The sequence below is a fragment of the Mesorhizobium sp. WSM4989 genome (assembly GCF_029625795.1).
Taxonomy (GTDB): Bacteria; Pseudomonadota; Alphaproteobacteria; order Rhizobiales; family Rhizobiaceae; genus Mesorhizobium.
On the sequence record NZ_JARTVN010000001.1, the window covers coordinates 1870585 to 1893961 of the forward strand.

Annotated in this window: 21 protein-coding genes; 13 read left to right on the forward strand and 8 right to left on the reverse strand. The window is 63.5% G+C overall.

Annotated features, from left to right (window positions below; all coding sequences use genetic code 11):
- Nucleotides 1-97: 97 nt before the first annotated feature.
- The 3 genes from P9217_RS09020 to P9217_RS09030 form a co-directional block, all read right to left on the reverse strand.
- Nucleotides 98-490, reverse strand: a complete 393-nt coding sequence (locus P9217_RS09020; RefSeq protein ID WP_278086178.1) for a hypothetical protein — start codon at nt 488-490, stop codon at nt 98-100.
- A gap of 127 nt (nt 491-617) precedes the next feature.
- Entirely contained in the window at nt 618-1634 is a 1017-nt protein-coding gene (locus P9217_RS09025) for a glycosyltransferase (RefSeq protein ID WP_278052443.1), read from the reverse strand.
- Nucleotides 1635-1689: 55 nt separating this feature from the next.
- Nucleotides 1690-2847: a nucleotidyltransferase family protein gene (locus tag P9217_RS09030; RefSeq protein ID WP_278052442.1), complete on the reverse strand. Its 1158-nt coding sequence runs from the start codon at nt 2845-2847 to the stop codon at nt 1690-1692.
- A 501-nt stretch (nt 2848-3348) separates the two neighbouring features.
- Between P9217_RS09030 and P9217_RS09035 the strand changes: the two genes are divergently transcribed.
- From P9217_RS09035 to P9217_RS09060, 6 genes are all read left to right on the forward strand, one after another.
- Entirely contained in the window at nt 3349-3501 is a 153-nt protein-coding gene (locus P9217_RS09035) for a lasso peptide (protein ID WP_082953851.1), read from the forward strand.
- A gap of 159 nt (nt 3502-3660) precedes the next feature.
- Nucleotides 3661-3960: a PqqD family protein gene (locus P9217_RS09040; protein WP_278052441.1), complete on the forward strand. Its 300-nt coding sequence runs from the start codon at nt 3661-3663 to the stop codon at nt 3958-3960.
- Nucleotides 3944-4360: a lasso peptide biosynthesis B2 protein gene (locus P9217_RS09045; protein WP_067003435.1), complete on the forward strand. Its 417-nt coding sequence runs from the start codon at nt 3944-3946 to the stop codon at nt 4358-4360. The genes P9217_RS09040 and P9217_RS09045 overlap by 17 nt, the downstream gene beginning before the upstream one ends.
- Before the next feature lie 3 nt (nt 4361-4363).
- Nucleotides 4364-6283: a lasso peptide isopeptide bond-forming cyclase gene (locus P9217_RS09050; protein ID WP_278086177.1), complete on the forward strand. Its 1920-nt coding sequence runs from the start codon at nt 4364-4366 to the stop codon at nt 6281-6283.
- Nucleotides 6280-7260: a serine kinase gene (locus P9217_RS09055; RefSeq protein ID WP_278052439.1), complete on the forward strand. Its 981-nt coding sequence runs from the start codon at nt 6280-6282 to the stop codon at nt 7258-7260. The genes P9217_RS09050 and P9217_RS09055 overlap by 4 nt, the downstream gene beginning before the upstream one ends.
- Before the next feature lie 8 nt (nt 7261-7268).
- Nucleotides 7269-9167, forward strand: coding sequence for an ABC transporter ATP-binding protein (locus P9217_RS09060; RefSeq protein ID WP_278052438.1), 1899 nt, complete (start codon nt 7269-7271; stop codon nt 9165-9167).
- Here P9217_RS09060 and P9217_RS09065 read toward each other — a convergent pair.
- On the reverse strand, nt 9138-9434 hold the full coding sequence (locus P9217_RS09065; RefSeq protein ID WP_336618888.1) for an exopolysaccharide production repressor exox: 297 nt from the start codon (nt 9432-9434) through the stop codon (nt 9138-9140). The genes P9217_RS09060 and P9217_RS09065 overlap by 30 nt on opposite strands.
- Before the next feature lie 576 nt (nt 9435-10010).
- Between P9217_RS09065 and P9217_RS09070 the strand changes: the two genes are divergently transcribed.
- From P9217_RS09070 to P9217_RS09080, 3 genes are all read left to right on the forward strand, one after another.
- Nucleotides 10011-10688: a sugar transferase gene (locus P9217_RS09070; protein WP_067003431.1), complete on the forward strand. Its 678-nt coding sequence runs from the start codon at nt 10011-10013 to the stop codon at nt 10686-10688.
- Nucleotides 10689-10863: 175 nt separating this feature from the next.
- Complete coding sequence (locus P9217_RS09075) at nt 10864-12051, forward strand: polysaccharide biosynthesis/export family protein (protein WP_095777021.1); 1188 nt, start codon at nt 10864-10866, stop codon at nt 12049-12051.
- A 106-nt stretch (nt 12052-12157) separates the two neighbouring features.
- On the forward strand, nt 12158-13252 hold the full coding sequence (locus P9217_RS09080) for an acyltransferase (RefSeq protein ID WP_067324218.1): 1095 nt from the start codon (nt 12158-12160) through the stop codon (nt 13250-13252).
- 112 nt (nt 13253-13364) lie between these two features.
- Here P9217_RS09080 and P9217_RS09085 read toward each other — a convergent pair whose 3' ends face one another.
- Nucleotides 13365-14648, reverse strand: a complete 1284-nt coding sequence (locus P9217_RS09085; RefSeq protein ID WP_278086176.1) for an O-antigen ligase — start codon at nt 14646-14648, stop codon at nt 13365-13367.
- A gap of 483 nt (nt 14649-15131) precedes the next feature.
- Here P9217_RS09085 and P9217_RS09090 point away from each other — a divergent pair, with 483 nt between their 5' ends.
- From P9217_RS09090 to P9217_RS09105, 4 genes are all read left to right on the forward strand, one after another.
- Nucleotides 15132-16061 (forward strand): TIR domain-containing protein, encoded by a 930-nt coding sequence (locus P9217_RS09090; RefSeq protein ID WP_067324214.1) that lies wholly within the window; start codon nt 15132-15134, stop codon nt 16059-16061.
- Nucleotides 16062-16161: 100 nt separating this feature from the next.
- The gene (locus P9217_RS09095) at nt 16162-16812 is read left to right on the forward strand and encodes a bifunctional DNA primase/polymerase (protein ID WP_278086175.1); all 651 of its coding nucleotides are present in this window, start codon (nt 16162-16164) and stop codon (nt 16810-16812) included.
- Nucleotides 16809-18980 carry a glycosyltransferase gene (locus tag P9217_RS09100; protein ID WP_278086174.1) on the forward strand — a complete coding sequence of 724 codons (2172 nt, stop codon included), beginning with the start codon at nt 16809-16811 and terminating at the stop codon, nt 18978-18980. Before P9217_RS09095 ends, P9217_RS09100 begins: the two co-directional genes overlap by 4 nt.
- Nucleotides 18977-20542 carry a glycosyltransferase gene (locus P9217_RS09105; protein WP_278086173.1) on the forward strand — a complete coding sequence of 522 codons (1566 nt, stop codon included), beginning with the start codon at nt 18977-18979 and terminating at the stop codon, nt 20540-20542. The genes P9217_RS09100 and P9217_RS09105 overlap by 4 nt, the downstream gene beginning before the upstream one ends.
- Before the next feature lie 85 nt (nt 20543-20627).
- Here P9217_RS09105 and P9217_RS09110 read toward each other — a convergent pair whose 3' ends face one another.
- The 3 genes from P9217_RS09110 to P9217_RS09120 form a co-directional block, all read right to left on the reverse strand.
- Entirely contained in the window at nt 20628-21209 is a 582-nt protein-coding gene (locus P9217_RS09110) for a DUF1349 domain-containing protein (RefSeq protein WP_278086172.1), read from the reverse strand.
- A 12-nt stretch (nt 21210-21221) separates the two neighbouring features.
- Nucleotides 21222-22661: an aldehyde dehydrogenase family protein gene (locus tag P9217_RS09115; RefSeq protein ID WP_278086171.1), complete on the reverse strand. Its 1440-nt coding sequence runs from the start codon at nt 22659-22661 to the stop codon at nt 21222-21224.
- Between the two features lie 197 nt (nt 22662-22858).
- Complete coding sequence (locus P9217_RS09120) at nt 22859-23344, reverse strand: hypothetical protein (RefSeq protein WP_278086170.1); 486 nt, start codon at nt 23342-23344, stop codon at nt 22859-22861.
- Nucleotides 23345-23377: the final 33 nt, after the last annotated feature.

Genomic DNA, 23377 nt, shown 5'->3' on the forward strand with positions numbered 1-23377 from the left:
CAAAGTCATTCCTGGCCCGCCTCCAGAGAGCCGCTTCTGATCCTCCGCCTCTTACTCCTCTAATGTTTTGCAGCTATGACCGCGCCTGGACGTGCTGTCAGCCTCTGCCCGCAGACCTTGCCTGTGCGCCCTGCGAACCGGGTTGCCCGACACTTTCGTCGACAATCGCGTCGAGCGAATGACGCAGTTCCTTCATCAGACCTTTCTGGCGCGTGAGTTCGGCGATGCGCCGCTCGTAATTCAGGATCGCGCCGGTCATCGTGTTGACATCCGACGACTTGTCTGTCGACGCGGAGCCGTTCTCCATTGCCTCGACCAGGAAAGCGGCGTTGGTCGCCGTCGACCGATAGCGGTTCTCCAGCCCGGTCTTTTCCGCTTCGATCTCGGCGGAGATCTGGTCGAACAGCTTCGCCAGACGGTCGAGCCGCTGGAGATCGGTCTCCCGGTCACGAGCCGGATCCCTGGATCTGAAGCCAAAAATCGAAGCCATTCGATCGGCCTTTCGAAATTGCTGCACCGCAGCATAGCTTGCCATTCTCGGGGCAAGTAGGCAACCTCGTAGTTTCGGAAAGCGGATTTTTTTGGGAACGGCGCCCGCGCTGACCGCCTTTGTCGGATCATTCTGTTGCGGCACTTGTTGCCGGCAACAGGAAGCGCATCGGCGGCACCTGCTGCTTCGCAGCAATGCCGGCGCGGCGGAGCAAGGCGTCCAGCTTGTCGGCCGCCACGCCGCGAACGATCGGGATCAGATTGGACTGGCTGGCCAAGGCATAGGCGGCGGCCGATGCCAGGCCGCGCTCCGCCTTCACGTCAAGGAAATTCCGCAGCCGGTATTTGTCGCGCACATGGCGCTCGTGGCGCCGCAACGCGGCCTTCGAGCCCTCCGGCAGGTTGCCCAGCGCCAGCAAGGCCAGGTCGGCATCGGCAAGCCGCTTCAGATCCTGCGTCCTGTGACGGCCGCTCAGCGAATCGGCGCGAACGATCGCACCATAGCCGCAGGTCTTGATGATCTTGAAACGCGCGCCGCGGGCGACCGCGCGCGCATAGAGCTCGTAGTCCTCGCCGAGCCGCAGCTTTTCATCGTAGCTCAGCCCGTGACGATCGAGGAACGCCCGGCTGATCACCGGCTTGAGGAAGCCCAGTTCGCCGCGCAGCACGCGGCGACGGGAAATGTTGCCTTCGATGAAACGCTCGAAGTCGAGGAATTGCGGTTCTGGCGCGAAGGAGGGAGCCGCGACCTTGGTGGGGTCGGTCGCGGCATCGTCCCTGATCAGCATGATGTTGTCCGCCGCGAAATCCCAGTCGGGGCTGGCAAACAGCCGGCGGAAACGGCCTTCGAGGAAGAAATCGTCGGCGTCGAGGATGCTGATGAAAGGCGAAACGGAGGCTTTGATGGCGGCGTTGCGTGCAAAGGACGGCCCCCGGTTGACGTCGAGACGCATCACCTTGAGCCGGCTGCTGCCGTCATCGGCGGCGCGCGCCACATTCTGTGTGTCGTCGGTGGAGGCGTCGTCGACCACGACGACTTCCGCCACCTCCGGCTCGCGCAGAGCCGAAGCGATGGCGACCGGTATGGTCCGCGCCGCGTTGCGGGCAGCGATGATGACGCAGACCCTTGGGGTCGTCACGGCCATGATTCACCTTTCGATTGCGTGAGTGACAGCCCGCCTATGAATGCAAAACCGATCTTCATGCGTTGCCCCGCACCGGCGCGGCCGCGGCCGGCCGCTCGAAGATCCGCCGGCTGAGATCGGCGGAAGCCGCCCAGCCGGCCTCCGCCAGATAGCGCACCGGCTCGCGACCGCAGAGCTCCCACAGCACCGTCCGCCGCTGCGGCCAGCGCAACGAGGACAGCCAGGGCGCGATCACCATGTGGAAGAGGTCGGCATTGTCGATGCGCGCCAGGATCCGGGTGGCGCGGTCCGAAAGCAGCGTGCCGGTACCGCCAAGCAGAACATCGGCCGCGCGCAAAGCAAGTAGCAGCGTGTCGGCGAGGCCCTGCTCAGCGGCATGGTCGAGCAGTTTCTGCTGCTCGGCTTCGTTCAGCCGGCCGGCCGCGGCTCTGACGTCGCAGACATAGCCGGCGCAGGGCTCGCGGTTGAAGAAGGCTTTGGCGACGCTGATGCAGGACAAGAGCAACGTGTCGGACGCCGATATCAGGGGCATGGAGGCGCCCGCAACCTTGACCTCGCGCTTGCGGCGCAGGAAGCCGTCGATGTCGCGCGGGCTCGGCGAGCCCGGCTGCTGCAGCCGATAATGGAGATCGACCGTTGCGGCCCGCACGCCATCGTCGCGGACCATGTGCTGCTCGCCGAGGAAACGCACCCACCAGACCGACCGGGACTTGCCGGCGACCTCGTAGCCGGCCGAGCGAAGGGCTTCGCGGGCGGCAGCGAAGCCGGACGGGCAAACCAGAATATCGACGTCGCCGGACGGCTTCATGAAATGGTCGCCGTAGAGCAATTGCTGCTGGAGCGGTCCCTTCAGGAAGACGAAGTCGATCTGCCTGTCCTGCAACACCTGATGGATGGCGATCGAATCGCCGATGCAGGCGGCATTCATCGACATGGTACGCCGGCGATAACCATCGAGCCATGCGAGCAATTCGGGAGGCGTCGCGCCGGTGGCCCCATGCGAGAGAGCCTTGAGCATAAAGACGGCGACCTTGTTCAACCTCGCAATGTCGGCAATGTCGGCCACGCAGATTGCCGGAGCCGGCATACCGCCATGGTCGACCGCGCGCGCTGTCGGATTGAAGAACAGCCGCAGACAGGCCTGCACATAGGCGACTTCGTCGGCACTGCCGGTCGCACGCAGCCTGTCGTAAGAAGCATCCTGCACGGTCATGCCCGTTGTCGTCTCTCCGCAAAACCGCCCGCGGCGGCGTTTATACCGCAACTGCGAAGAAAAGCATCGCCAAAAAATCAGGAGCGCCATCCAGCGCCTTCCCAAGCCGCCTCGCGCCTGCAACCTGAGCGTTCATATTCGCTCATGGCCGATCACTTTTGAAGACAAATCCGGTGGCGGCGAGGCGAGCCGGCATTCGCTATTTTCTGAAGTATTTTCTTCGCGATTCCCACATAGCCACTTAAGCTTACGGACTTATCCCAATCAAATCATACGCTTACTTAGACGGCAAAAAGGCGATGTTGAACGTTCGAGCGGTGTTCGCCCGAGATGCAAAAGCCGGCGGCGTCATCACTGACGCGGGCCTGCGCAACCAAGAATTGATTACTGCCTGGTAAATCAGGCTTGACTCATAAATGTTGCCGTGCAGCAATTGCGATGCAGCATAGCAATATGCTGGCGGGATTCCGACGCCGCTTCCAGTCTTAATTGGAGAATAGAATGGAACAGAATGTTGAAAAGCAAGAGTACGAGACCCCAAGCCTGACGGTTCACGGTTCGATCGAAACGATCACGCAGGGTGCCTCCGGGACGACGGCGCTTGACGCGGCATTTCCCGCGCACACACCGGTCGGTGAGCTCACCTTCTCCTGAGCTTGTAGCGCCCGGAGTTGTCACAGTTGGGGCTCCGGGCGTTCCCTTTCTTCGAACACTGAGCCGGGGCCTCCTGCCCGGGCTACCTGGACTCCCTAAGGATCGCAGGCAACCGATCCCGCTCGAGGTCACGCAAGCGTTCAACAATGAGGTTTTAGGATGCACTGGAACCCATCGAACCATGACCGCGTGGTCGCGAGCGGCGATGCCGTGGCTTGTGAATTCGGCAACGGACTGGCGCTGCTCCATCTTAAATCCAACATCTACTACAGCCTGAACGGCGTCGGCGCCTACATTTGGGAGCTGATCCAGGAGCCACGACCGATCCCCGACATAACAAGCGCGGTGCTCGCCCGCTATGATGTCGATACAGAACGCTGCAAGGCCGATGTCGAGGGCTTGCTCAAGGGACTGATCGAAGCCGGGCTTGCGAGGGTCCACCATGAGGAACTGGCCTAGGGTCCTCTCGCTTAGCGGGCCGGAGGCGCTGTTTCTGGCGCGCTGCCTGGCAGTGGTCAGCCTCGTGCGGCTGGGGCTTACGCTTTCGTCCTATAATCGCATGCGCGCTCTGGTGACTCGACTGGAAGCGAGGAATGACGCTGCCATCGCCGATCTGCGGCGCGTTGCATGGGGCGTTGCCGCTGCTGCGCGATACGTGCCGGGCGCCAGCTGCCTTACCCAGGCGCTCGCCGGACAGTATCTGCTTGCCCGCCAGGGCAAGGCCTCCACGATCAGCATCGGCATCGCGCGCGACCCCGGCGCCGATCTCAAGGCGCATGCCTGGCTGATCAGCGGCGACCACATCGTGCTTGGCGGCTCCATCAACGGGTTTGCCCATCTTGTCGATCACGGACACTAGGCGATGAGCGGCGTCGCCGGAATTCTGCTCAGACAGGATGGCAGCCCAGCGGCGGCGGCCGACATCCAGCAGATGCTGGCGCGCATGCGCCACCGGGCGCGCGACGGCAGCTCATGGTGGACGGACAGACACGCAGCACTAGGCCATGCCTGGCTCAACACGACCGGCGAGCAGGGCCCTGGGCCGCTGACAATGGCCGGCGGCAAGCTCGCCATTACGGCCGATTGCCGGCTGGACAACCGCGAGGAGCTTCTGGCGCGGCTCGGTGTGCGCGACCGATCGGCCGCCGACGCCATACTGCTGATGCACGCCTATCTCAAATGGGGCGAGGCCTGTCCGACCTACCTGCAAGGCGATTTCGCCTTCGCGGTCTGGGACGCCGAGCGCCGGGCGCTGTTTTGCGCGCGCGACCATTTCGGCGTCAAACCTTTCTACTACCACTGCGCCGACAGGCGCTTTGCCTTCGCCTCGGAGATCAACCCACTTCTGGCGCTGGACGGTGTCGGCAGGGCGCTCAGCGAGCATCAGATTTCCGGCTTCCTCGCCGGCCTCCCGGACGATCCGCAATCCACGCTCTATGCGGAGATCTTTCGCTTGCCCGCTCGGCACAGCATGACGGTGACCAACAAGCAGGTCGTGCTGAGCCGCTACTGGGAGATTGAGCCGTCACAAAGGCCGCTGCGTTCGGATGCAGCGGACGAGTTCCTGCATCTTTTCGCGCGATCGGTTGAAAACCGGATGCGGGGCAATCCGTCCGTCGGTGCCATGCTGAGTGGTGGGCTCGATTCGTCCTCGATCGCCTGCATGGCCGGACTTCAAGCTGCGGCGACGCAGAAGCCGAAGCTCAAAACTTTCTCGCTGGTCTTCGAGAGGGGGTCTTCGATGGACGAGCGGCCCTTCATCGATGCAGTGCTGGAGCAATATGGGCTCGACGGCACGCTGATCGCGGTCGGCGACTATGCGCCCTTCGCCGAGTTTGATCGCATTCTGGAGGAACAGGAAGGGACCTTCCTGGCGCCCGGTCTGTCCTTGACCCGCAGCGTCTATCGCACCGCGAGCGCCAAGGGCGTCACAGTGCTTCTCGACGGCCACGGCGGTGACGAGGTCGTATCGCAAGGTCATGGGCATCTGCATGAGCTCGCCCATCGCGGCAGGTGGCTGGCGCTGTGGCGCGAGCTGCACAGTGCCGCCAACACCTATGGCGACGGGATGCTGCCTCTTTACTTCAAGTTCCTCGCCGCCTACGGGCCGGCCTGGCGGATTGCCAGGATGAGGGCGAAGGCCAGGCGCCTTCTCGGAAAACTGCGGCGCAGACGCTTCGATGCACCGCGCGCGGCGTGGGCAGGACTGGTCAATCCGGAGCTTGCCAGGCGTACTGATCTCACCGAACGTTTCCATCGCGCGGCCTTTATGCCCGCCAATGTCAGCACCAGCGAAGCGCTCACCCATCGCTGGCTTTTGTCCACCGGGCTGGTGCCCCATGCTTTCGAGGTTCTCGACAAGGCCGCCGCCAATTTCGGCATCGAGCCGCGCTATCCGTTCTGGGACAAGCCGCTGGTCGAATTCTGCCTGGCACTGCCGGGCGAGGAAAAGCTGCGCAACGGCTTCGGCCGCCATGTGCTGCGCCGGGCGATGGAAGGCGTGCTGCCGCCGGCGGTGCAGTGGCGGCGCGACAAGATCGATTTCACCGCCAGCCTGGTCAAAGGCATGATCGTCAACCATCGCGATCTGCTGGACCGGCTGCTGGTGTCGGACAACGACTTGATCGCCCCCTATGTCAATCTGCCCGAGGTGAACGCGGTCTATGCGCTCATGCTGCAGCGGCCCGAGCAGGCGACGCTGCCCGACGTCCAGCATATCTGGCGTTCGGCCTCACTGTCGCTATGGCTGCGGCAGGTCCAACAGCATGGAAGCCCTGCATGAACTCTCCAGCCGCTTCTCTTGCCGCGAGGCCCGGCTCCGCCATCGAAGCGGCCCCTCGAAACGGGCGTGCCCGTCGGTTCTACAAGGCGTACGGCCTGACGATCGGGTCGGAGGTGGCTTTGCCGGAACTGGAACCGACCGCGCCGGCAACATCGGACATCGAGATCGCTGTTGGGCCGATCGATTTTCCGGAGGCTGCATTGCCGAACGCCGCGGCCTTTCGCTTCGAGCCGACACGCCAGTACCTGTCCTGGCAAGCCGTCGGCACCTTCCTAATCAGCGATGCCTCCAGGATCGATGTCGATCCGGCGCCGGGCGTCGATGATCCGCTGCTTGCCTTTCCGCTCCTCGGTCCGGTGCTGGCGCTCACGCTGCATCAGCGCGGTCTGCTCGTCCTGCACGCCAGCGCGATCGCCGTTGGCGGGCAAAGCGTGATCTTCATGGGCGACAAGGGTGCCGGCAAGTCGACGACGGCGGGCGCGATGATCCGCGCCGGTCACCTTCTGCTTACCGACGATGTCGTGGCGCTGGACCTGTCCGCCCCCTCACGGCCGATGATCCTGCCCGGCTTTCCGCAGCTCAAGCTTGCAGCGGATGCCGCGAACGCCATCAGGATCGGCCGAGCGGAGGTGCGGCCGCAGGTACATCCGCAGATCGAGAAGGCGCAGCATCGCCTGCAGGAAGGGTTCTCCGGCGAGGCCGTGCCGGCGGCCCGGATCTATGTGCTGGAGCGCGACGGGCAGGCGGCGATCACGCCGCTAAAGGGCGCCGCCGCCCTGCCGGCGATCATCAAGTTCTCCTATGTCACGCGGTTCGGCCGGCAGGCGCTGGTCGGCGATTTCGCGGCCACCCATCTCCAGCAATGCGCGCAGCTTGCCGGCCGGATCGGCGTCAGCCGGCTCGAAGTGCCGGCAGGCCTGGAGTGGATCGACGAGGCCGTCGCCCTGATCGAGCGCGATCTGGCCCGGGCAAGGTGAGCAGCGGCATGGCCTGGTCCTCGAAACTTCGCCTGACACTTTTGCGGGACGTGGCCGGCTTCGGTGGTGTCATGGCGCATATCGGCGGGCAGCGCACGCTGACGGCGCTTGCTTTCCTGGTCCTCGGGAGTCTGACCGAGGGCCTTTCGATCCTGCTTTTGATCCCGCTCTTGCATCTGATCGGCAGTGCCGACCAGGATTTCGCCGTGCGCGTACCGGGCGCCTTGCGCTGGCTGGTGCCGGGCGGGACGCTCTCGCTGGCGACGGTGCTCTGCCTGCTCGTCGCGCTGGTGGCGCTGCAGGCGATGTTCAACCGCTTCAAGTCGCTCTACATGGCGCGGCTGCTCTACGACTTCGTCAACCGGGTGCGCATGAACCTGTTCGAGAGCATCGGCAAGGCGCGCTGGGGTGTCTTCACCCGCATGCGCAGCTCCGATCTCGACCACGCGCTGACCGGCGACATCGACCGCGTTCAGGCCGCAGCCTTCTCGCTGCTGATGCTCGCCCAGACGGCGCTGCTGCTTGCCGGCTATCTCGTGGTGTCGGTGTTCATCTCGCCGGTGATGACGTGCTTCGCCATCCTGATCGGCGTGCTCTTGTTCATCGCGCTGCAGCCCTTCCGTGCGCGCGCCACCGCCTACGGTCGCGTGCTGACCGGCAGCCGCCAGGACCAATACCGCACGGTCTCGGAGTTCCTCGGCGGCATCAAGGTGGCCAAGAGCCTGAATGTCGAGACGAGCTATTTCGCGCAGCTCCGCGCGACGCTGGACAAGATGAAGACGGACAATGTCGCCTATGTCCGCAACAGCACCATCGGCACCGCGCTGTTCCAGGTCGCGAGCGTGATCGGGCTCAGCCTGTTCATCTATATCGCGCTGGTCCGCTTCCATCTCTCCCTTGCGGAAATCGTCGTGTTGCTCCTGGTCTTCATGCGGGTCGCGCCCCGCTTCATGGACATTCAGGTGCAGGCGCAGCAGATGCTGATCAACCTGCCGGCCTACACCGCCATGCAGGCCCTGCAGGCGCGCTTCGATGCCGAGCGCGAGATGGAGCCCGGCGATGCCGCGCCGAACGCAAGGCTGTCGCTCGACAGGGGCCTGGATATCCGCGACGTCTCGTTCGCCTATGGCGACGGCGATGGAAGGCCGGTGGTGAGCGGCATTAGCTTCGGCCTTCCCGCTGGCGAGGTGACGGCGCTGATCGGCCCGTCCGGTTCGGGCAAGAGCACGATCGCCGACATGCTGCTTGGGCTGCTCGAGCCGAGCCAGGGCGGGATCCTGGCGGACGGTGTCGAGATCACCGCGCAAAACCGCAGGGCCTGGCGCGGCCAGGTGGCCTATGTGCCGCAGGACGTGTTTCTGCTGCACGACACAATCGGCGCCAATCTGCGCCTGGCGGCGCCGCAGGCCGGCGACGAGGAGCTTTGGGCTGCGCTGCGCAAGGCTCATGCGGCCGACTTCGTCGAGCGGCTCGACCGGAGGCTCGAAACGGTGGTGGGCGATCGCGGCGTCAGGCTTTCCGGCGGCGAACGTCAGCGCATCGCGCTGGCACGGGCGCTGCTGCGCGAACCCTCGCTGCTCATCCTCGACGAGGCGACGAGCGCGCTCGACTGGCAGAATCAGTCGCTGATCGCTCAATCGATCGAGGAACTGCGCGGCAAGATGACTATCCTCACCATCGCGCATCGGCCGTCGATGATCGCCTTTGCCGACTGGGTCGTGGCCATCGAGGGCGGCCGCATCGTCGAGGTCGGGCAATATCAGCGGCTGAAAGCAAAGTCGGGCAGCCGGCTGGCCAGGATGCTCTCCGGCGAACGGGCCGAACGGGAAACCGCAACATGGGCCGACAATGCGCCGCCCCCTGCGCCGGCTGAACGATCAGCGGAGGCTGCCGCGCCGCGCGGTTAGCTTTTCGCCATCGGGCACCTTGATGCCACGGTCGGCCTGCCGCGCCTTGTCGGCGGGTATCGGCCCGCTCCTGGCGATCATGGCGAACACCAGAACGAAGTACCCCACCTGAATGACGACAGCGCAAATCACGGCGCGCATGATGATGGTGCCAAGCGAATCGCCGTCGAGCCAGGACCAGCCGACTACAACAGCGAGCGTGAATATCATCCCGACGATGAACTTTGGCAAAGACATGCTCGTCGGCCCGTCAACCGGCACGCGCATGCAAAGGCTGTGGCTTACCCACCCGCGTAACTCCCCGTTCCGCCAGAGAGCTATTTCTGGCTGCCCAATCCGACCGGTTGCTTCCGGCCTTTCCGACCCATCCAGACTATGACAGCAACAGTTTGCCACTCTATTAAGGCGAGACCTTTGCGGCAAGGCCAAATGCACATCAAGTCAAGGGTTTCGCGGCATCGACTCTGCCATGCTGCGGCGCACACCCCTGCATCGCCACCTATTCACTATAGCGAAATCCTCGACAGTAGAACCCGAAACATTAACCAGTATTTAATGCGAAGAACTTACCTGCGCGAGTGATTCCTACGACGTGCAACCGTCGTTCGTCTGCAGCAAAGAATGCATTGCCCAAAATCAGCCTGAAAGCTGTACTACATCTCCCAAAAAACCTCTCACCTTGTCATAAACATGCCACAAAGGCCAAAATTTGGGCAGGGCAGGTTTATTATTTGATCAATTCATGACGGGAACATTTCACGCGAATGGGAAATTGTGTGTTGCGCTGCAGCATTTTTTTGGTATCGTGCCGTAAACCATCCGTTCAACGTATGGAGCTTTTGCATGAGGGACGTCGCCAAGCCGGCTAATGCGGGTTTTTCGCAGGCCGGCATTGATTTTCCACCCCCCATCGGCGGTCTGCTCAAACGCAGTTTCGATATCGTCGGTTCCCTGGCGGGTCTGGTCCTGCTCAGCCCGCTTTTCCTGATGGTCGCCCTGCTGGTCAAGCTTTCCGACCGCGGCCCGATCTTCTACGGCCACAAGCGGATCGGTCGCGGCGGAAGGATTTTTGCCTGCCTCAAATTCCGCACCATGGTGCAGGATGGCGAGAAGGTGCTCGCCGCGCACCTGGCCGCGAATCCGGATGCCGCCGCCGAATGGGCGGCGACGCGCAAGCTGAAGGACGATCCGCGCGTGACGCGTGTCGGCGCGGTGCTGCGGAAGCTCAGCCTCGACGAGCTGCCGCAAATCATCAACATCCTGCAGGGCGACATGAGCCTGGTCGGGCCCCGCCCTGTCGTACGCGACGAGCTCGAGATCTACGGCAGCGCCGCAGTCTATTATCTGAAGTCGCGCCCGGGCCTCACCGGGCTGTGGCAGGTGAGCGGGCGCAACGACGTGTCCTACGACACGCGCGTCGCCTTCGATCGCCACTATGTCGAGAACTGGTCGATGGTCGAGGACATTCGCATCATCGTCAAAACCGTGCCTGCCGTGTGGATGGCGCGCGGCAGCTATTGACCGCCAGGCCTGTCCCGCCAATCTCGGGACAGGCGTCCGGCAGTAATCTCATCGGGCGGATGGGGCTAACGCGGATCGGAAACGTTCATTGAAAAACCACCCCCTCGGACTCCTTTCCAAGGCGCCCAGCCGATTTGCGGCCGTGGCGCTTGCCCTGTCTCTTGCGATTCCCACCATGGCGGTGGCTGGAGACTATCGTCTCGGGCCGCAGGACAAGCTCAACATCCGCATTGCCGAGTGGCAGACGGTCGACGGCACGTTCCGCGACTGGTCATCCATCAACGGCGACTATTCGGTCGGCCCCGCCGGCACGCTCTCGGTACCGTTCGTCGGCGAGATGCAGGCGGCCGGCAAGACGACCTCGGAGATCGCTGCCGCGATCGGTCTCGCGCTGCAGCGCAAGCTGGCACTGCCCGACAAGCCTGAAGCCTCGGTCGAGATGGCGCAGTTCCGGCCATTCTACATTTCGGGCGAAGTGCAGAACCCTGGCCAGTTCCCCTACGTGCCGGACCTTACGGTACTGAAGGCGGTGAGCATCGCCGGCGGCATCCGGCGCAACGCCGATTACGGCCCTCAGCTCGGCAAGGACCTGGTCACCGCCAAGGGCAGTTTCGATATCTATGACGACCAGCGGCTGCGGCTGATCATAAAGCGTGCCCGCATCGACGCAGACCTTGCCGGCAAGACGAGCTTCGAGATTCCGAAGGAGGCTGCGGACGACCCGAGAACGCAGGCCATCGTTGCCGACGAGATGCAGATCCTCACGGCCGACCAGAAGGCGCTGAAGCTGAAGCTGGACGCGCTCGATGACCTGAAAGGCGTGCTCGAAGGCGAGATCGAATCGCTGCAGAAGAAAATCGCCAATCAGCAGCAGCAAGTGGATCTGGCGCAGCAGCAGCTCACCAGCATCGGTCCGCTGGCCCAGAAGGGCCTTGTCGCCAATGCGCGACTGCTCGATTCGAAACAGTCGGTGGCGGACCTGCAGGGCAAGATCCTGGATTATGAGACGGCCATCCTCACCGCCAAGCAGTCGATCAGCAAAGCTGATCAGGACGCCATCGATGCCCGCAACACGCTCAATTCCAACCTGGCCGCGAGCCGGCAGCAGGCCGAGGCCGACCTGAACGAGGCGACGCTGAGGACTGCCATGCAGAAGGGCCTGATCGCCGCGGCCTCGGATCCCGCAATGGCGGCTGCCATAACAGGCGGCCAGGAACCGGCCCTGCTGTATTCGCTGGTGCGTGTTGCCGACGGCAAGACCAGCGAGATCGACGCCAAGGAAGACACGCCGGTGCTGCCGGGCGACGTCATCAAGGTGAAGCTGGCGCCGAGTGCCGGCGGCCCACCCATGGCCAGCCAGTAGCCGGGCGCCCGGGCCTCGCTCAGCGCGGTCCGCGGGAGGAACAAGTCAGGCTCGTTCGCGCCAAGGTGCGGGCGAGCAATCTGTTTGGACCGCTTGAAGGCATAGAATGCAGCCTGCCGCTCCGCGTCACGTCTACCTGAACCTCGACGCCATCCGCGGCGTGGCGGCGATCAGCGTGATGCTCTATCACTTCTCGCCCTTTCTGGCCGACGGCAAAGTGCTGCCGTCGAGCTATCTTGCGGTAGACCTGTTCTTCCTGCTCAGCGGCTTCGTCATCGCCCACGCTTACGACCGCAAGATCGAGAACGGCATGGGCTTCGGCACCTTCCTGGCCATCCGCTTGATACGCCTCTACCCGCTCTACCTCGCCGGCACGTTGCTCGGCTGCTTCTATCTGCTGGTCAAGAACAGGCTGATTGCGACGGAATACATGCCGTTGTCGGAGATCGGCACGCAGCTCACGACAGGCATGCTCTTCATTCCGCTGGTCGGCGATGCCTACCATACGATCTTTCCGCTCAATCCCGCTTCGTGGTCGCTGTTCTTCGAGCTGATCGTCAACATCGCCTATGCCGCCGTCTTCTTCCTGCTGTCGAAACGTGTGCTGACGGTGCTGGTAGCCGTCAGCCTGGTGCTGCTGATCGTCGCCTCGGCACTTGCCGGCACGCTCGATTTCGGCATGACCGGCAAGACCATCATTAGCGGGCTCCCGCGCGTGTCGTTCTCCTTCTTCCTCGGCGTGCTGCTCTGCCGGTCGATGGCGCGCTACCAGGATGGCCTCGGCTTTCTGCGGCGCGGCTGGTGGGTCGAGGCCGCGATCCTGCTTACGCTGATCGTCTTCGCCATCGCGCCTGCGGGTGCTGCCGGGCGTGTCGCCTACGACCTCGCCTCTATCGCCGTCGTGTTCCCGCTGATGGTGGTGACCGGCGCGGTGGCACCCACGGCGCCGCGGCTGGCTAGCTTCTATGGCTGGCTGGGGCGGGTCTCCTACCCGATCTACATCATCCACACGCCGATGCTGATGATCATCGCGGGGGCCGGCAAGGCGGCGTCGGTCGACCCGTTCGCGCATCATCCCTGGTTCGGAATCGTGATGGCCGTTGTAGTCATCGTCATCGCCGACATTGCCACCCGCGTCTATGACGAGCCGGTGCGCCGCTTCCTGCAACGGCAAATGCAGCGCTCGCGAGCCGTGGCCTAAATCGCGTCGCAATCCTTCAGATTTGCTCCGTGCTCTTTTAGGCTTTTGGTCTTACGCATGTCCTTGACCCGAAACCGGTTCTCGCTTTCGGGGGACTAGGCGAAAACCGCGATCAGACCGGCGCCGGCATGTGGCCGTTGGCAGATTTTTCATCCTGGACAGGAATGGCAACCCGCCGTCGCCGGGCAACCGGCAGCGGGGTCAGCTTGAACAGGCCATAATAGACGATGAAGGAGGCCATGAAATAAGGGCCGAGGATCTCGACCTCGAAGAAGGAGCGGATCAGCATCAGCCCGACGGCGCCGGCGAGCACCACCGAATCGGCGCTCCAGACCCCGAACACCACCTTCGAGATATGGCCGTAGAAGGCGCGCAGGATGATCAGCGCCAGCATGGTGACGCCGACGAAGCCGATCTCGACCAGGGTCTCGATATAGGTGTTGTGGAAATGGAAGCCGGTGCGGGTCGTGATATAGAACTCCGCCCACAACCGTTCCGGATCGGCGAACCCTTGCACCCAGTAGGCGGCATAGCCGTAGCCGAGCAGCGGGTGCAGCTGCGCCGCCTCCCAGCCCTGCTGCCAGAGATAGGTGCGGCCGGTCAGCGTCGAATCCTTGCCGAAGATGCCGAGCACGACGTCCAGCAGGCCGAGGTTCAGCGCGGCCACCACGCCGGCTACCAACGCGCCGCCGCCGACCACGAACAGCACGCGGCGGTAGCGCCGCGACAGGACCCTGCTCATGGTGAGCAAGATGACGATGCCGAGCACCGCCGGCAGCGAGGCGACGGATGTCGCCGAGTGGGAGATTGCCAGCATGTATGCCGACATCAGGATGATCGGCGCGGTCCAGAAGAAGCTCAGCCAGTTGCGCCGGTAAAACATCAGGAAGACGAAAGACAAAAAGATGCCGAACGACGAGAAGAACCCGACCTGGTTCTTGGAGGCGAAGGCGCCGACGAAATTGAAAGTGCCGTCCATTATGTCCAGCGCGTAAGCGTTGACTTTCAGCGAGTAGAGCAGGACGACGAATATCCCGATCAGCGATCCCAGGACCAGCGTCCGCACGCTGATGGTGCGGGCCGCGATATAGGCACAGACGATATGCGAGGAATATTGCACCGCCGCACGCGCGCTGATGCCGGCGGCCTGCGACCAGAAGACCGACAGGCAGACATAGGTCGCGAAGAGTATCGGCAGCCAAGCGTTTGAGAGCTTCCAGGTGAAACGCCGGTAGTCGACGAAGAACAGCGGCAGCCAGACCGCGTAATAGGCGAGGATCAGGACCTGACCGAAATTGCTGGAATAGGCAAAGGCAAGAACGGAAACCGCGACGGCAAAGGCGCCATAGGCCTTGTTTGCCTCCGGATCGAGCAGAATGGATTTTGGAATCTTCATGCCGGATTTTTCGTCCGTTCAGCCTTGGAGCAATTCCAGGAAAAGTGTGTGACTGTCTTTCGTCGGGAATTGCGTAAACAACAGTTAGCGCGGTTCAGTGTCTGATAGCCGGCACGAGCCGACGTTCGGCCCTACCGGGTTCATTGTGCACTGCAGCATAATCTATCGCCCTATCGCCGGTGGCTCAACCGGAAATGTTGCCACGGGCAAAGAGGCGTTATCACAGGCATATTGCATAGCGAAAAGGCCGGAATGGGGCGGCCTGTTGCTCGTTGGCGGATGATCCTTCCCGAAAATCGATTTCGATTATGGCTCATGCGAGAACAGGTCCCCGAGCATCACCACCGAGCGCGAGCTCTTCCTGCAGTTCTTCCAGCACCGCGCGGAGGTGTAGCTGGAGGCGTGCCATGGTAATGCGGTCGTTGCAATGAGATAGGACAACCGCCTACGCTGTGAGGAGTCTATTGCGCCGGAGAGAGACGAATGGCCAAACCGCGAATCTTCCTGGGCTCGTCAGGAAAACAGAAGAAGCTGTTGCAGGCGCTGCAGCGTGGCCTTGAAGATATTGCCAATGTCGAACCTTGGACGACATCCTTCAATCCCGGGACGACAACACTGGGGCGTCTCCTCGAGCTGACGCGCGAGGTCGACTTCGCCGCTTTCGTGTTCGCCCAGGACGACTGGACGAGCGCGAGCCAGCCGGAATCGACCACCACTGTTCCCGCCCAGGCTTCTCCGCGAGACAATGTGGTTTTCGAGGCCGGCCTGTTCGGCGGGGTTCTCGGCATGCGCCGGACCTTCATCCTGCATGCGAATGGTGCCAAGCTTCCCAGCGATCTGCTCGGCCTGACGTCGGTACGCTACGGCGAGGCAGCGACCGCCGCGGAGACCAGAGCGATCAATCAAAAACTGCGAAATGCCATCGAAAATGAGGGGCGAGTCGCCCGCATAGAGGGGTTTTGGTGGCAGTTCTCCCTGTCAGAGCGCACAGCAAGGGAGCCTTCCGCGGTCAGTCTGCTCAGGATCTCGCGGGACCGCAACGGCGCGCTGGAGCTGAACGGCCGCTCATGGCAAGAGAATGGCAGCCTGTCGGCCAGATACTGGAGCGAGGCGTCGAAGGAGAAAGGAGAGTCTTCGGGCATCTTCTACTATTGGAACGGGGAACGGCCGTTGGACGCGAACGCGCCGCAGCTGCACGGGACAGGCGAAATCCGGCTGGAATCCGCCGAGCGCGCGTCCGGATATTTCACCACACGTTCGGACACGAATCCGGAGGTGAATGCGCGAACGTCCGGCGTCTATCTGCGCGCCGATCCGCAGGACTTAACCATCCTGGACGGGAACGACAATCAGCGGCGCGTGGAGTTGATCGCAGAACGGCTAAGTCACTGGAAGTCGATCAAGAATGTCTGACGACAGTGCGGGCGATCGCGGCGAAGGCGCCGGCGCTTGACGAACGCACCGTTCGGCCCAACAGATTGTCGGGAACGTCTCGATCCCGGAACATTGGCGGATGCAGGCTGGGGCACTGACCGACTATACCATAAGGCTGTTCGAGCGCGGCTATATCTGCCTGCCGCTTCGTGCCGGCGGCAAGCATCTCGACCTCGCGGCCATGGAGTATGATCCGTTGCACCTGCGGACGCTGCGCAAGGACCTGAAGGAACTGGCGTTCACCTCCATCACCTTCCAACTGGCGCAGAAGCCGCCGGGCCGCAGCGACATCGCGCGCTGGTTTGGCGACTTTGCCGGCAATGTCGGCATATTGGGCGGATTTGCGAACCTGATGATCCTCGATTTCGATGACGACGCCGGCTACCGTGCCTGGCGGTCCGGTCACAAGGCGATTGCGGACGGCACGCCGATAGCAAAATCGCCGAGCGGATTTCATGTCTATCTAAGAACGCGGGAACCGGTGATCTCTTCCAGCCTCCATTTCGGCTTGCGCCGGGTGGGTCACGCGAAGGCGCTGGGCGGTTATGTCGTGGGCTGCCCGTCGGTGCTGAAGGACGGCTCCTCCTACAGCTGGATCGAAGGCCAGTCGCCATTCGACATCGAACCTCAGGTGGTGGGCAATCTTGACAGTCTTTCGCTGCGCCCGGTGTCGGTGCTCAAGCATTGCTATGACCGCCTGCTCAAGCGTGGCTTCTTCGAACAGCAATGAGCGGCTCACCTGTGGCGGCTGACATTACCGTCGTTATCCCGGCAAGAAATGCGGCTGCAACCATCGAAGCGGCAGTCGGCAGTCTGGCCTCCGACAGAGCGGTCATCCGCGAGATTCTCTTGGTCGACGACGGATCGGACGACCAGACGGCTGCGATGGCGAGGCAAAGCGCGCACCGCCACGGCTTGCCGCTGGACGTGGTGGGCGTTCAACTGCGCAGAGCGGGCGCCGCGCGCAATGTCGGACTCGAGCGGGCAAGCGGCACATCCATATTCTTTCTCGATGCCGACGACGAGGTGATGCCCGGCAGCCTGTCGCGGCTGAGCGCGGCGCTGGCAGGCCGGCCTTGCGCCGGCCTTGCCGTCGGGGCCAGCATACGGCGGACAAAAAGCCGGCCGGACAAGCTCAAGGCACCGCAAGGCTACGGCGCGGACCGGCGAGAGAATGTGCGACACTACCTTCGCAACGAAGTGTGGCCAATCGCGATGGGAAGCGCGTTGGTCGCCGACTGGGCGACCGCAAACCTCCGCTTTCCGGAAACGATCGGCCTCGATGAGGACACCTGCTACTGGACCGCCGTGCTGGCCCGTGCCGACGTGGTTACCGTCGAGACCCCGGTGCTGCTCTACCACCATGACGAGGAACGTATGGCGCGCCGCTTCATCACGGCACCGCGCAGGACCTTCCTTGCCATAGCGCTGGAACTGAACGGGCTGGCTGCCGCCGGCGTCGAACGGGAGGCGGTGCAGTGGCGCAAGGCCTGGATAGCTCAGCGGATCGCCCGACAGCTGATCAGGCACCGCAAGTTCGCCGATGCTGGCGGCATGATGCGCGCGGTCCGAGCGCATAAGGAGCTGGGCCGCAGTTGGAAGGCGATGCGATATCTGGCCAGGATCCGAATCGGGCGACTGACCGAGACTGAGGCTAGGATGTCGCCAATGCCCAATTCAGCGACGTCGCGCCGCACGCTGATCATATGCCACGACCCGCCGTTTCCGCCGAGGTCCGGCGCCGATCTCAGGAATTTCGGCAACGCCATGGCGGCAGCCGCGTTCGGCCCGGTCTGCCTGGCCTCGCTCCTGCCGCGAAGCAGCGACGTCCAACCTGCCGGGCCAGACATTCGCGTGACCGAGCTTATCAACAAGCCCGAACCGCGAGCGCCTTCGCTCGCCCGCTGGAGGGCCAAGGGCGAGAGCCGGATACCGCTCCCGGCGCTGGCGCGGCTCAAGGCGCTCGTGGCGGATTTTCGCCCGGATACTATTGTCGTCGAAGGCGTTGGTCTGTTCAGATTTCTCGCTCCGTTGCGGCCGATGGTCCGGCAACTCGTTCTGGACATGCACAATGTCGAATCGGATCTCGCCGGTCAGTTGCCGCGCAAGAAGCGTTGGCGGCCGTTTTCCTCAGACCTCAGGGCGCTCGAGAGAAAGGCGGCAGCCATCGTCGACCGTATCTGGGTGTGCTCGCAACGGGACCGTAAGCGGCTGGAGGCGTTTGTCCGGCCGCAAGTCCCCGTCCACATCGTGCCAAACGGCATCCCGCGAGCGGACGATCTGCCGCGGCTACTGCCGCTGCAACGAGCCGTCTCGGATGCGTTTCCGCTCATCCTTTATGTTGGCCATCTGAGCTATCAGCCGAACGTCGACGCCGCCGAGCGGCTGGGGCACACCATCTTGCCCCGCATTCGCCAGACGCTGCCGACCGCGAAGCTCGTTCTTGCCGGGCGTTCGCCCGAGTCGCGCGTTCGCGCCCTGGCAGGACTGGACGGGGTCAGTCTGGTCGAGGATCCGGACGATATCAGACCTCTGTTGTCCGTTGCCCATCTCAGCATCGTCCCGCTTGCCATGGGCGGAGGCACGCGCATCAAGCTCCTCGAAGCAATGGCCTGGGGGGTCCCGGTCATTGCAACGCCGCTGGCAGCCGAGGGTCTCGACCTGATCGAGGGCGACGAGGTGCTTCTGTCGGACACCGACGAGGGATTGGCCGACATGGCGGTCAGACTTTGTTCCGACGATGCGCGCATGGCCAGCCTTCGCGCCCGGGCCCACGACGCCGCATGGTCGCGGTTCGGGCCGCAAGCGATCCGCGAGGCCGTCGGTCAGGGCCTGGGCCTGGATGCCACCCGCGTCGACGCCGACTGTGACCAAGTTCAAGCCGTGAGCCGCGGATGATCCCGAAAATCCTGCACCAGACGTGGAAGACCGACATCGTCCCGGCCCGCTTCCAAGGCTATGTTGAGAGCTGGAAGCGGCATCATCCGGACTGGACGATGATGTTCTGGAACGATCGGACTTTGCTCGAGTTCGTGGCCGCACACTATCCCAGCTTCCTGCCGACCTTTTGCAGCTACGAGTATGGTATCCTGCGCGCCGACGCGGGCCGCTATCTGCTTCTCCACCATTTCGGCGGCGTCTATGCCGATATCGATTGCGAATGCGTGGCGCCGTTCGATCCGATCCTGGGCGAGGATCGGATCGTGTTCTGCACGGAGCCGGACGCCCACGCACGCCTCCAGGCCGACTTTCGCGGATTGCCTTACCTTCTGTTCAACGGGACCATGGCCAGCCCGCCGGGGCACCCGTTCTGGCTTCATTTGCTGTCGTTCCTGCCCGGGCTCGTCCGCGCAAAACAGGCGATCGACGCCACCGGGCCTTGCGTGCTTACCTCCGCGCAACTCGCCTATCCAGACCAGACGGCGTTTGCGATCCATCCGGCCGAGTTGTACTCGCCTCTCGATTCGTCGGGAAAGCGGGCGGGCAGCGGCGGCATGACGTTGTCGATCCACCACTGGGCGGGCACATGGTGGACGCCGGAGAGGCCCACCCGGTTGCGGCATAGGCTGCGCAAGTTGATCTACCAGGCCCGGCACCGCCTGACGCGCGGGACTGTTTCCGATGAGCAAGCCGCCCGGCAAAGCGTCAGCCAAGCGGCCATCGCGGCGCCGCCGCCATCGGGATCCAACCTCGCCGTGCTGGTGCCGCTGCGCGATGCGGCCCAACACATAGAGCCATTCCTCGCCGCGTTGCGGCAGCTCGACTTCCCAAAAGACAAGATGAAGCTCGTCTTTTGCGAAGGCGACAGTTCAGATGGCAGCTGGGAGCGGTTGCAAGGCGCCACTGCGGCCCTGGGCAAGGACTATCGCGATGTCGTGCTGCTGCGGAAAAAACTCGGCACCGAGCTTGATCGCGACAAGCGAGCGAACCGGCAGCTGCAACGCTTCAGGCGCAGCGGCATCGCCAAGGTGCGTAACCATCTGATCGATCATGGGCTGAGAGACGAGGACGACTGGGCGCTGTGGATCGACATCGATGTCTGGCGTTTTCCAGCGGATGTCGTGACCCGGCTGATTGCAAGGGGGCACCGCATCGTCGCGCCGCACTGCGTGAAAGTCCCAGGCGGCGACAGCTTCGACCTCAACAGTTTCGTCACGGTGCGGCACAACAGAGATCATAACTACTTCCGCCATGTTCACGACGGTCTCTATCAGCCTCCGCGGCACACCCATGCAAGGCTGCATATGAGCGATGTCCGCCACCTCGACAGCATCGGCCTGGACGGTGTCGGCGGCACCATGCTCTTGGTCGATGCCGCCTTGCATCGCGGCGGCCTTCGCTTTCCGGAGATCCCCTATCGCGACCTGATCGAGACCGAGGGTTTCGGTGCCCTGGCGAACGATCTCGGCATCAGGCCGATCGGACTGCCGCGGCTGGAGATACAGCACGTCCCTTGGTGAGGCCCGTCTTTCCCAGTTTCCTTCCAGAAACGGCCGGCCGCGGAGGGCAGCGTCGCAGGTGCGCGCGGGCAGCGCCGCGCCACTATCAATCGTGCAACTCTCTCGCGATTGGCGGGCCAACGCTGAAGCCCGAGAACATCACCTCGAAGCCTTCGCGCTGCGGCGAGCAGCACATCATGCCGACGTTGACGCTCCGCGAGACCGGGAAATGGGCCAGCCGCACCGGTTTCCAGCGGCCGTCCGCGGCTTCGAGGTACTGAACGCAAATGGCTTCGGCGTGGCGGGTCAGACGAATCCGTACGCCGTCGGGGTCGGTCGGAATGCTGACCAGCGACCAGTCGGAGGCGTCGTTGGTGACGACAACGGAAAAATAGGCGAGGCCGTCCGTGTATTCGATACCGGCCTTGATCCAGTGCGTTTCGCTGAGCCGCAGCATCAGGCCGGCCTGATCGTAGAGCGCCTTGTATTCGCCCTTGACGGTGACCTCGGCGCTGAAGTCGCCCGCCACGGGACGATAGAGGAAATGGCCATTGTCGCGGCGGAAGCCGTAGAAGGTCTCGCGCCAAAAATCCGTCTCCTTGCCGGTGCGGACATGAAGCGTCCCGTCGCCAAACACATGGCGCGGCGGCGGGTTGAGCCAGGCCATTCCGGCGAAGTCGGACGTCATGACGCCTGCCCGTCAGCCGGCGAACGTATAGGCCGTCTTGACGGTGGTGTAGAACTCCATGGCGTAGCGGCCCTGCTCGCGCGGGCCGTAGCTCGAGCCCTTGCGGCCGCCGAACGGCACATGGAAGTCGACGCCCGCCGTCGGCAGGTTGACCATTACCATGCCGGCTTCGGAGTTGCGCTTGAAATGCGTCGCGTGCTTCAGGCTTGTCGTGCAGATGCCGGAGGTCAAGCCGAACGGCGTGTCGTTGCCCACAGTCAGCGCCTCATCATAATCCTTGACGCGGATGACATTGGCGACCGGGCCGAAGATTTCTTCGCGCGAGATGCGCATGGCGTTGGTGGCGCCGGTAAACAGCGCCGGCCTGAGATAGAAGCCGGGAGTCTCGCGCTCCAGCCGCTCGCCGCCGAAGGCGAGCTCGGCGCCTTCCTGGCGGCCGATGGCGATATAGTCCTCATCCTGCTTGAGCTGGGTCTGGTCGACGACCGGGCCGATCTGGGTCTTGGCGTCCAGCGCGTCGCCGATGACCAGCTTGTCCAGGCGCTCCTTCATGGCGTCGACGAAGCGGTCGTGGATGCCTGCGGTGACGATGAGGCGCGAGGACGCGGTGCAACGCTGGCCGGTCGAGAAATAGGCGCCGTTGACGGCGCAATCGACGGCCACCGCAAGGTCCGCATCGTCGAGCACGACGAGCGGGTTCTTGCCGCCCATCTCGAGCTGGAACTTGCGCATATGCTCCACACTCGCCGCGGCGACACGCTTGCCTGTGCCGACCGAGCCGGTGAAGGAGATGGCGTTGACGTCCGGGCTGTCGAGCATTGCCTGGCCGACGACAGAGCCCTTGCCCATGACGAGGTTGAGCACGCCCTTGGGCAGCCCGGCACGATGCAGGATGTCGACGATGGTCCAGGCGCTTTCGGGAACCAGTTCCGCCGGCTTGAAGACGATGGTGTTGCCGTAGGCCAGCGCCGGCGCAATCTTCCAGGCGGGAATGGCGATCGGGAAGTTCCACGGCGTGATGATGCCGACGACGCCCACGCCTTCGCGGGTCATCTCGACGCCGATGCCGGGCCTGACGCTCGGCACCATCTCGCCCGACAGTCGCAGCGTCTCGCCGGCGAAGAAGTCGAAGATCTGCGCGGCGCGGATCGTTTCGCCGACGCCTTCGGCCAGGGTTTTGCCTTCTTCACGGGCGAGAGACCGGCCGATCTCGTCCTTGCGTGCCATGATCTCGTCGGAAGTCTTCTTCAGCACGGCATGGCGTGCCAGGGGGCCGGAGCGCGACCAGCCCGGGAAGGCCGCCTTGGCGGCCGCGATGGCCTGCTTGGCCTCCTCCGGCCCGGCCGAGGCGTATTCGCCGACCACATCGTTGGTGTTCGATGGGTTGATGTTGCGCGAGCCGGCCTCGCCCAGCCACTCGCCGTCGATCAGGTTCTTGCGGAGCACGGTCATCTTCATTCCTTCGAGATTGGCTTGTTTCTTCGAGATTGGCTGGCGTGGCAAAGCGCCGGTCATTTGTCAGACAAATGATATAGCCATGGTCTGCGGAAACGTCTACCCGAGAAGCTTTCGATAAAGGTAGGCGCGCGGCGGTGGAAGTCCACCGGCTTCGTCCGCGCCCTGTCACGACAAAGGCCTGACGGCCTCCTTCAGACGGAAAACGACCAGAACAGGCAGGCGAGCGTGACCGCGGCGAAGATGACGAAGAACAGGCTTCTGAGCAGGATGTTGCGGCGAAGCTCATTCATGGCGAGATGCGCGCCGACGATCGCCGGGACGAACAGGAATCGCCAGTTGAGAAGGGTCCAAGGCACCTCACGCTGGCCGAGCGCCCATCGAGCGAGAAGCGAACCGACAATGGCGGCGAACAGCACGATCGTTGCCCAGAAGATCGCGTCGGCGGCATGCGTAAGCACAACCCCGGCGGCGCGGATGGGCAGGATCATCATCAACAGCGCGCTGAAGAAATAAATGGCGGCGATGGCCAGGAACGAACCCGCGTCGGCAATGCCGTCGAGGCGCTTAACGCCGAAGGCGCCTTGAGGGTAGCCGTGCTTGGCGACCGCCAGCGACAGCGCCATCAGCAAGGCGCTCAGAACCGTGACCAATGCGAATGTGCCGAGAGCCTTGCTCATGTCGTTCCCTGTCGAGACGAATCACGGGAGTCT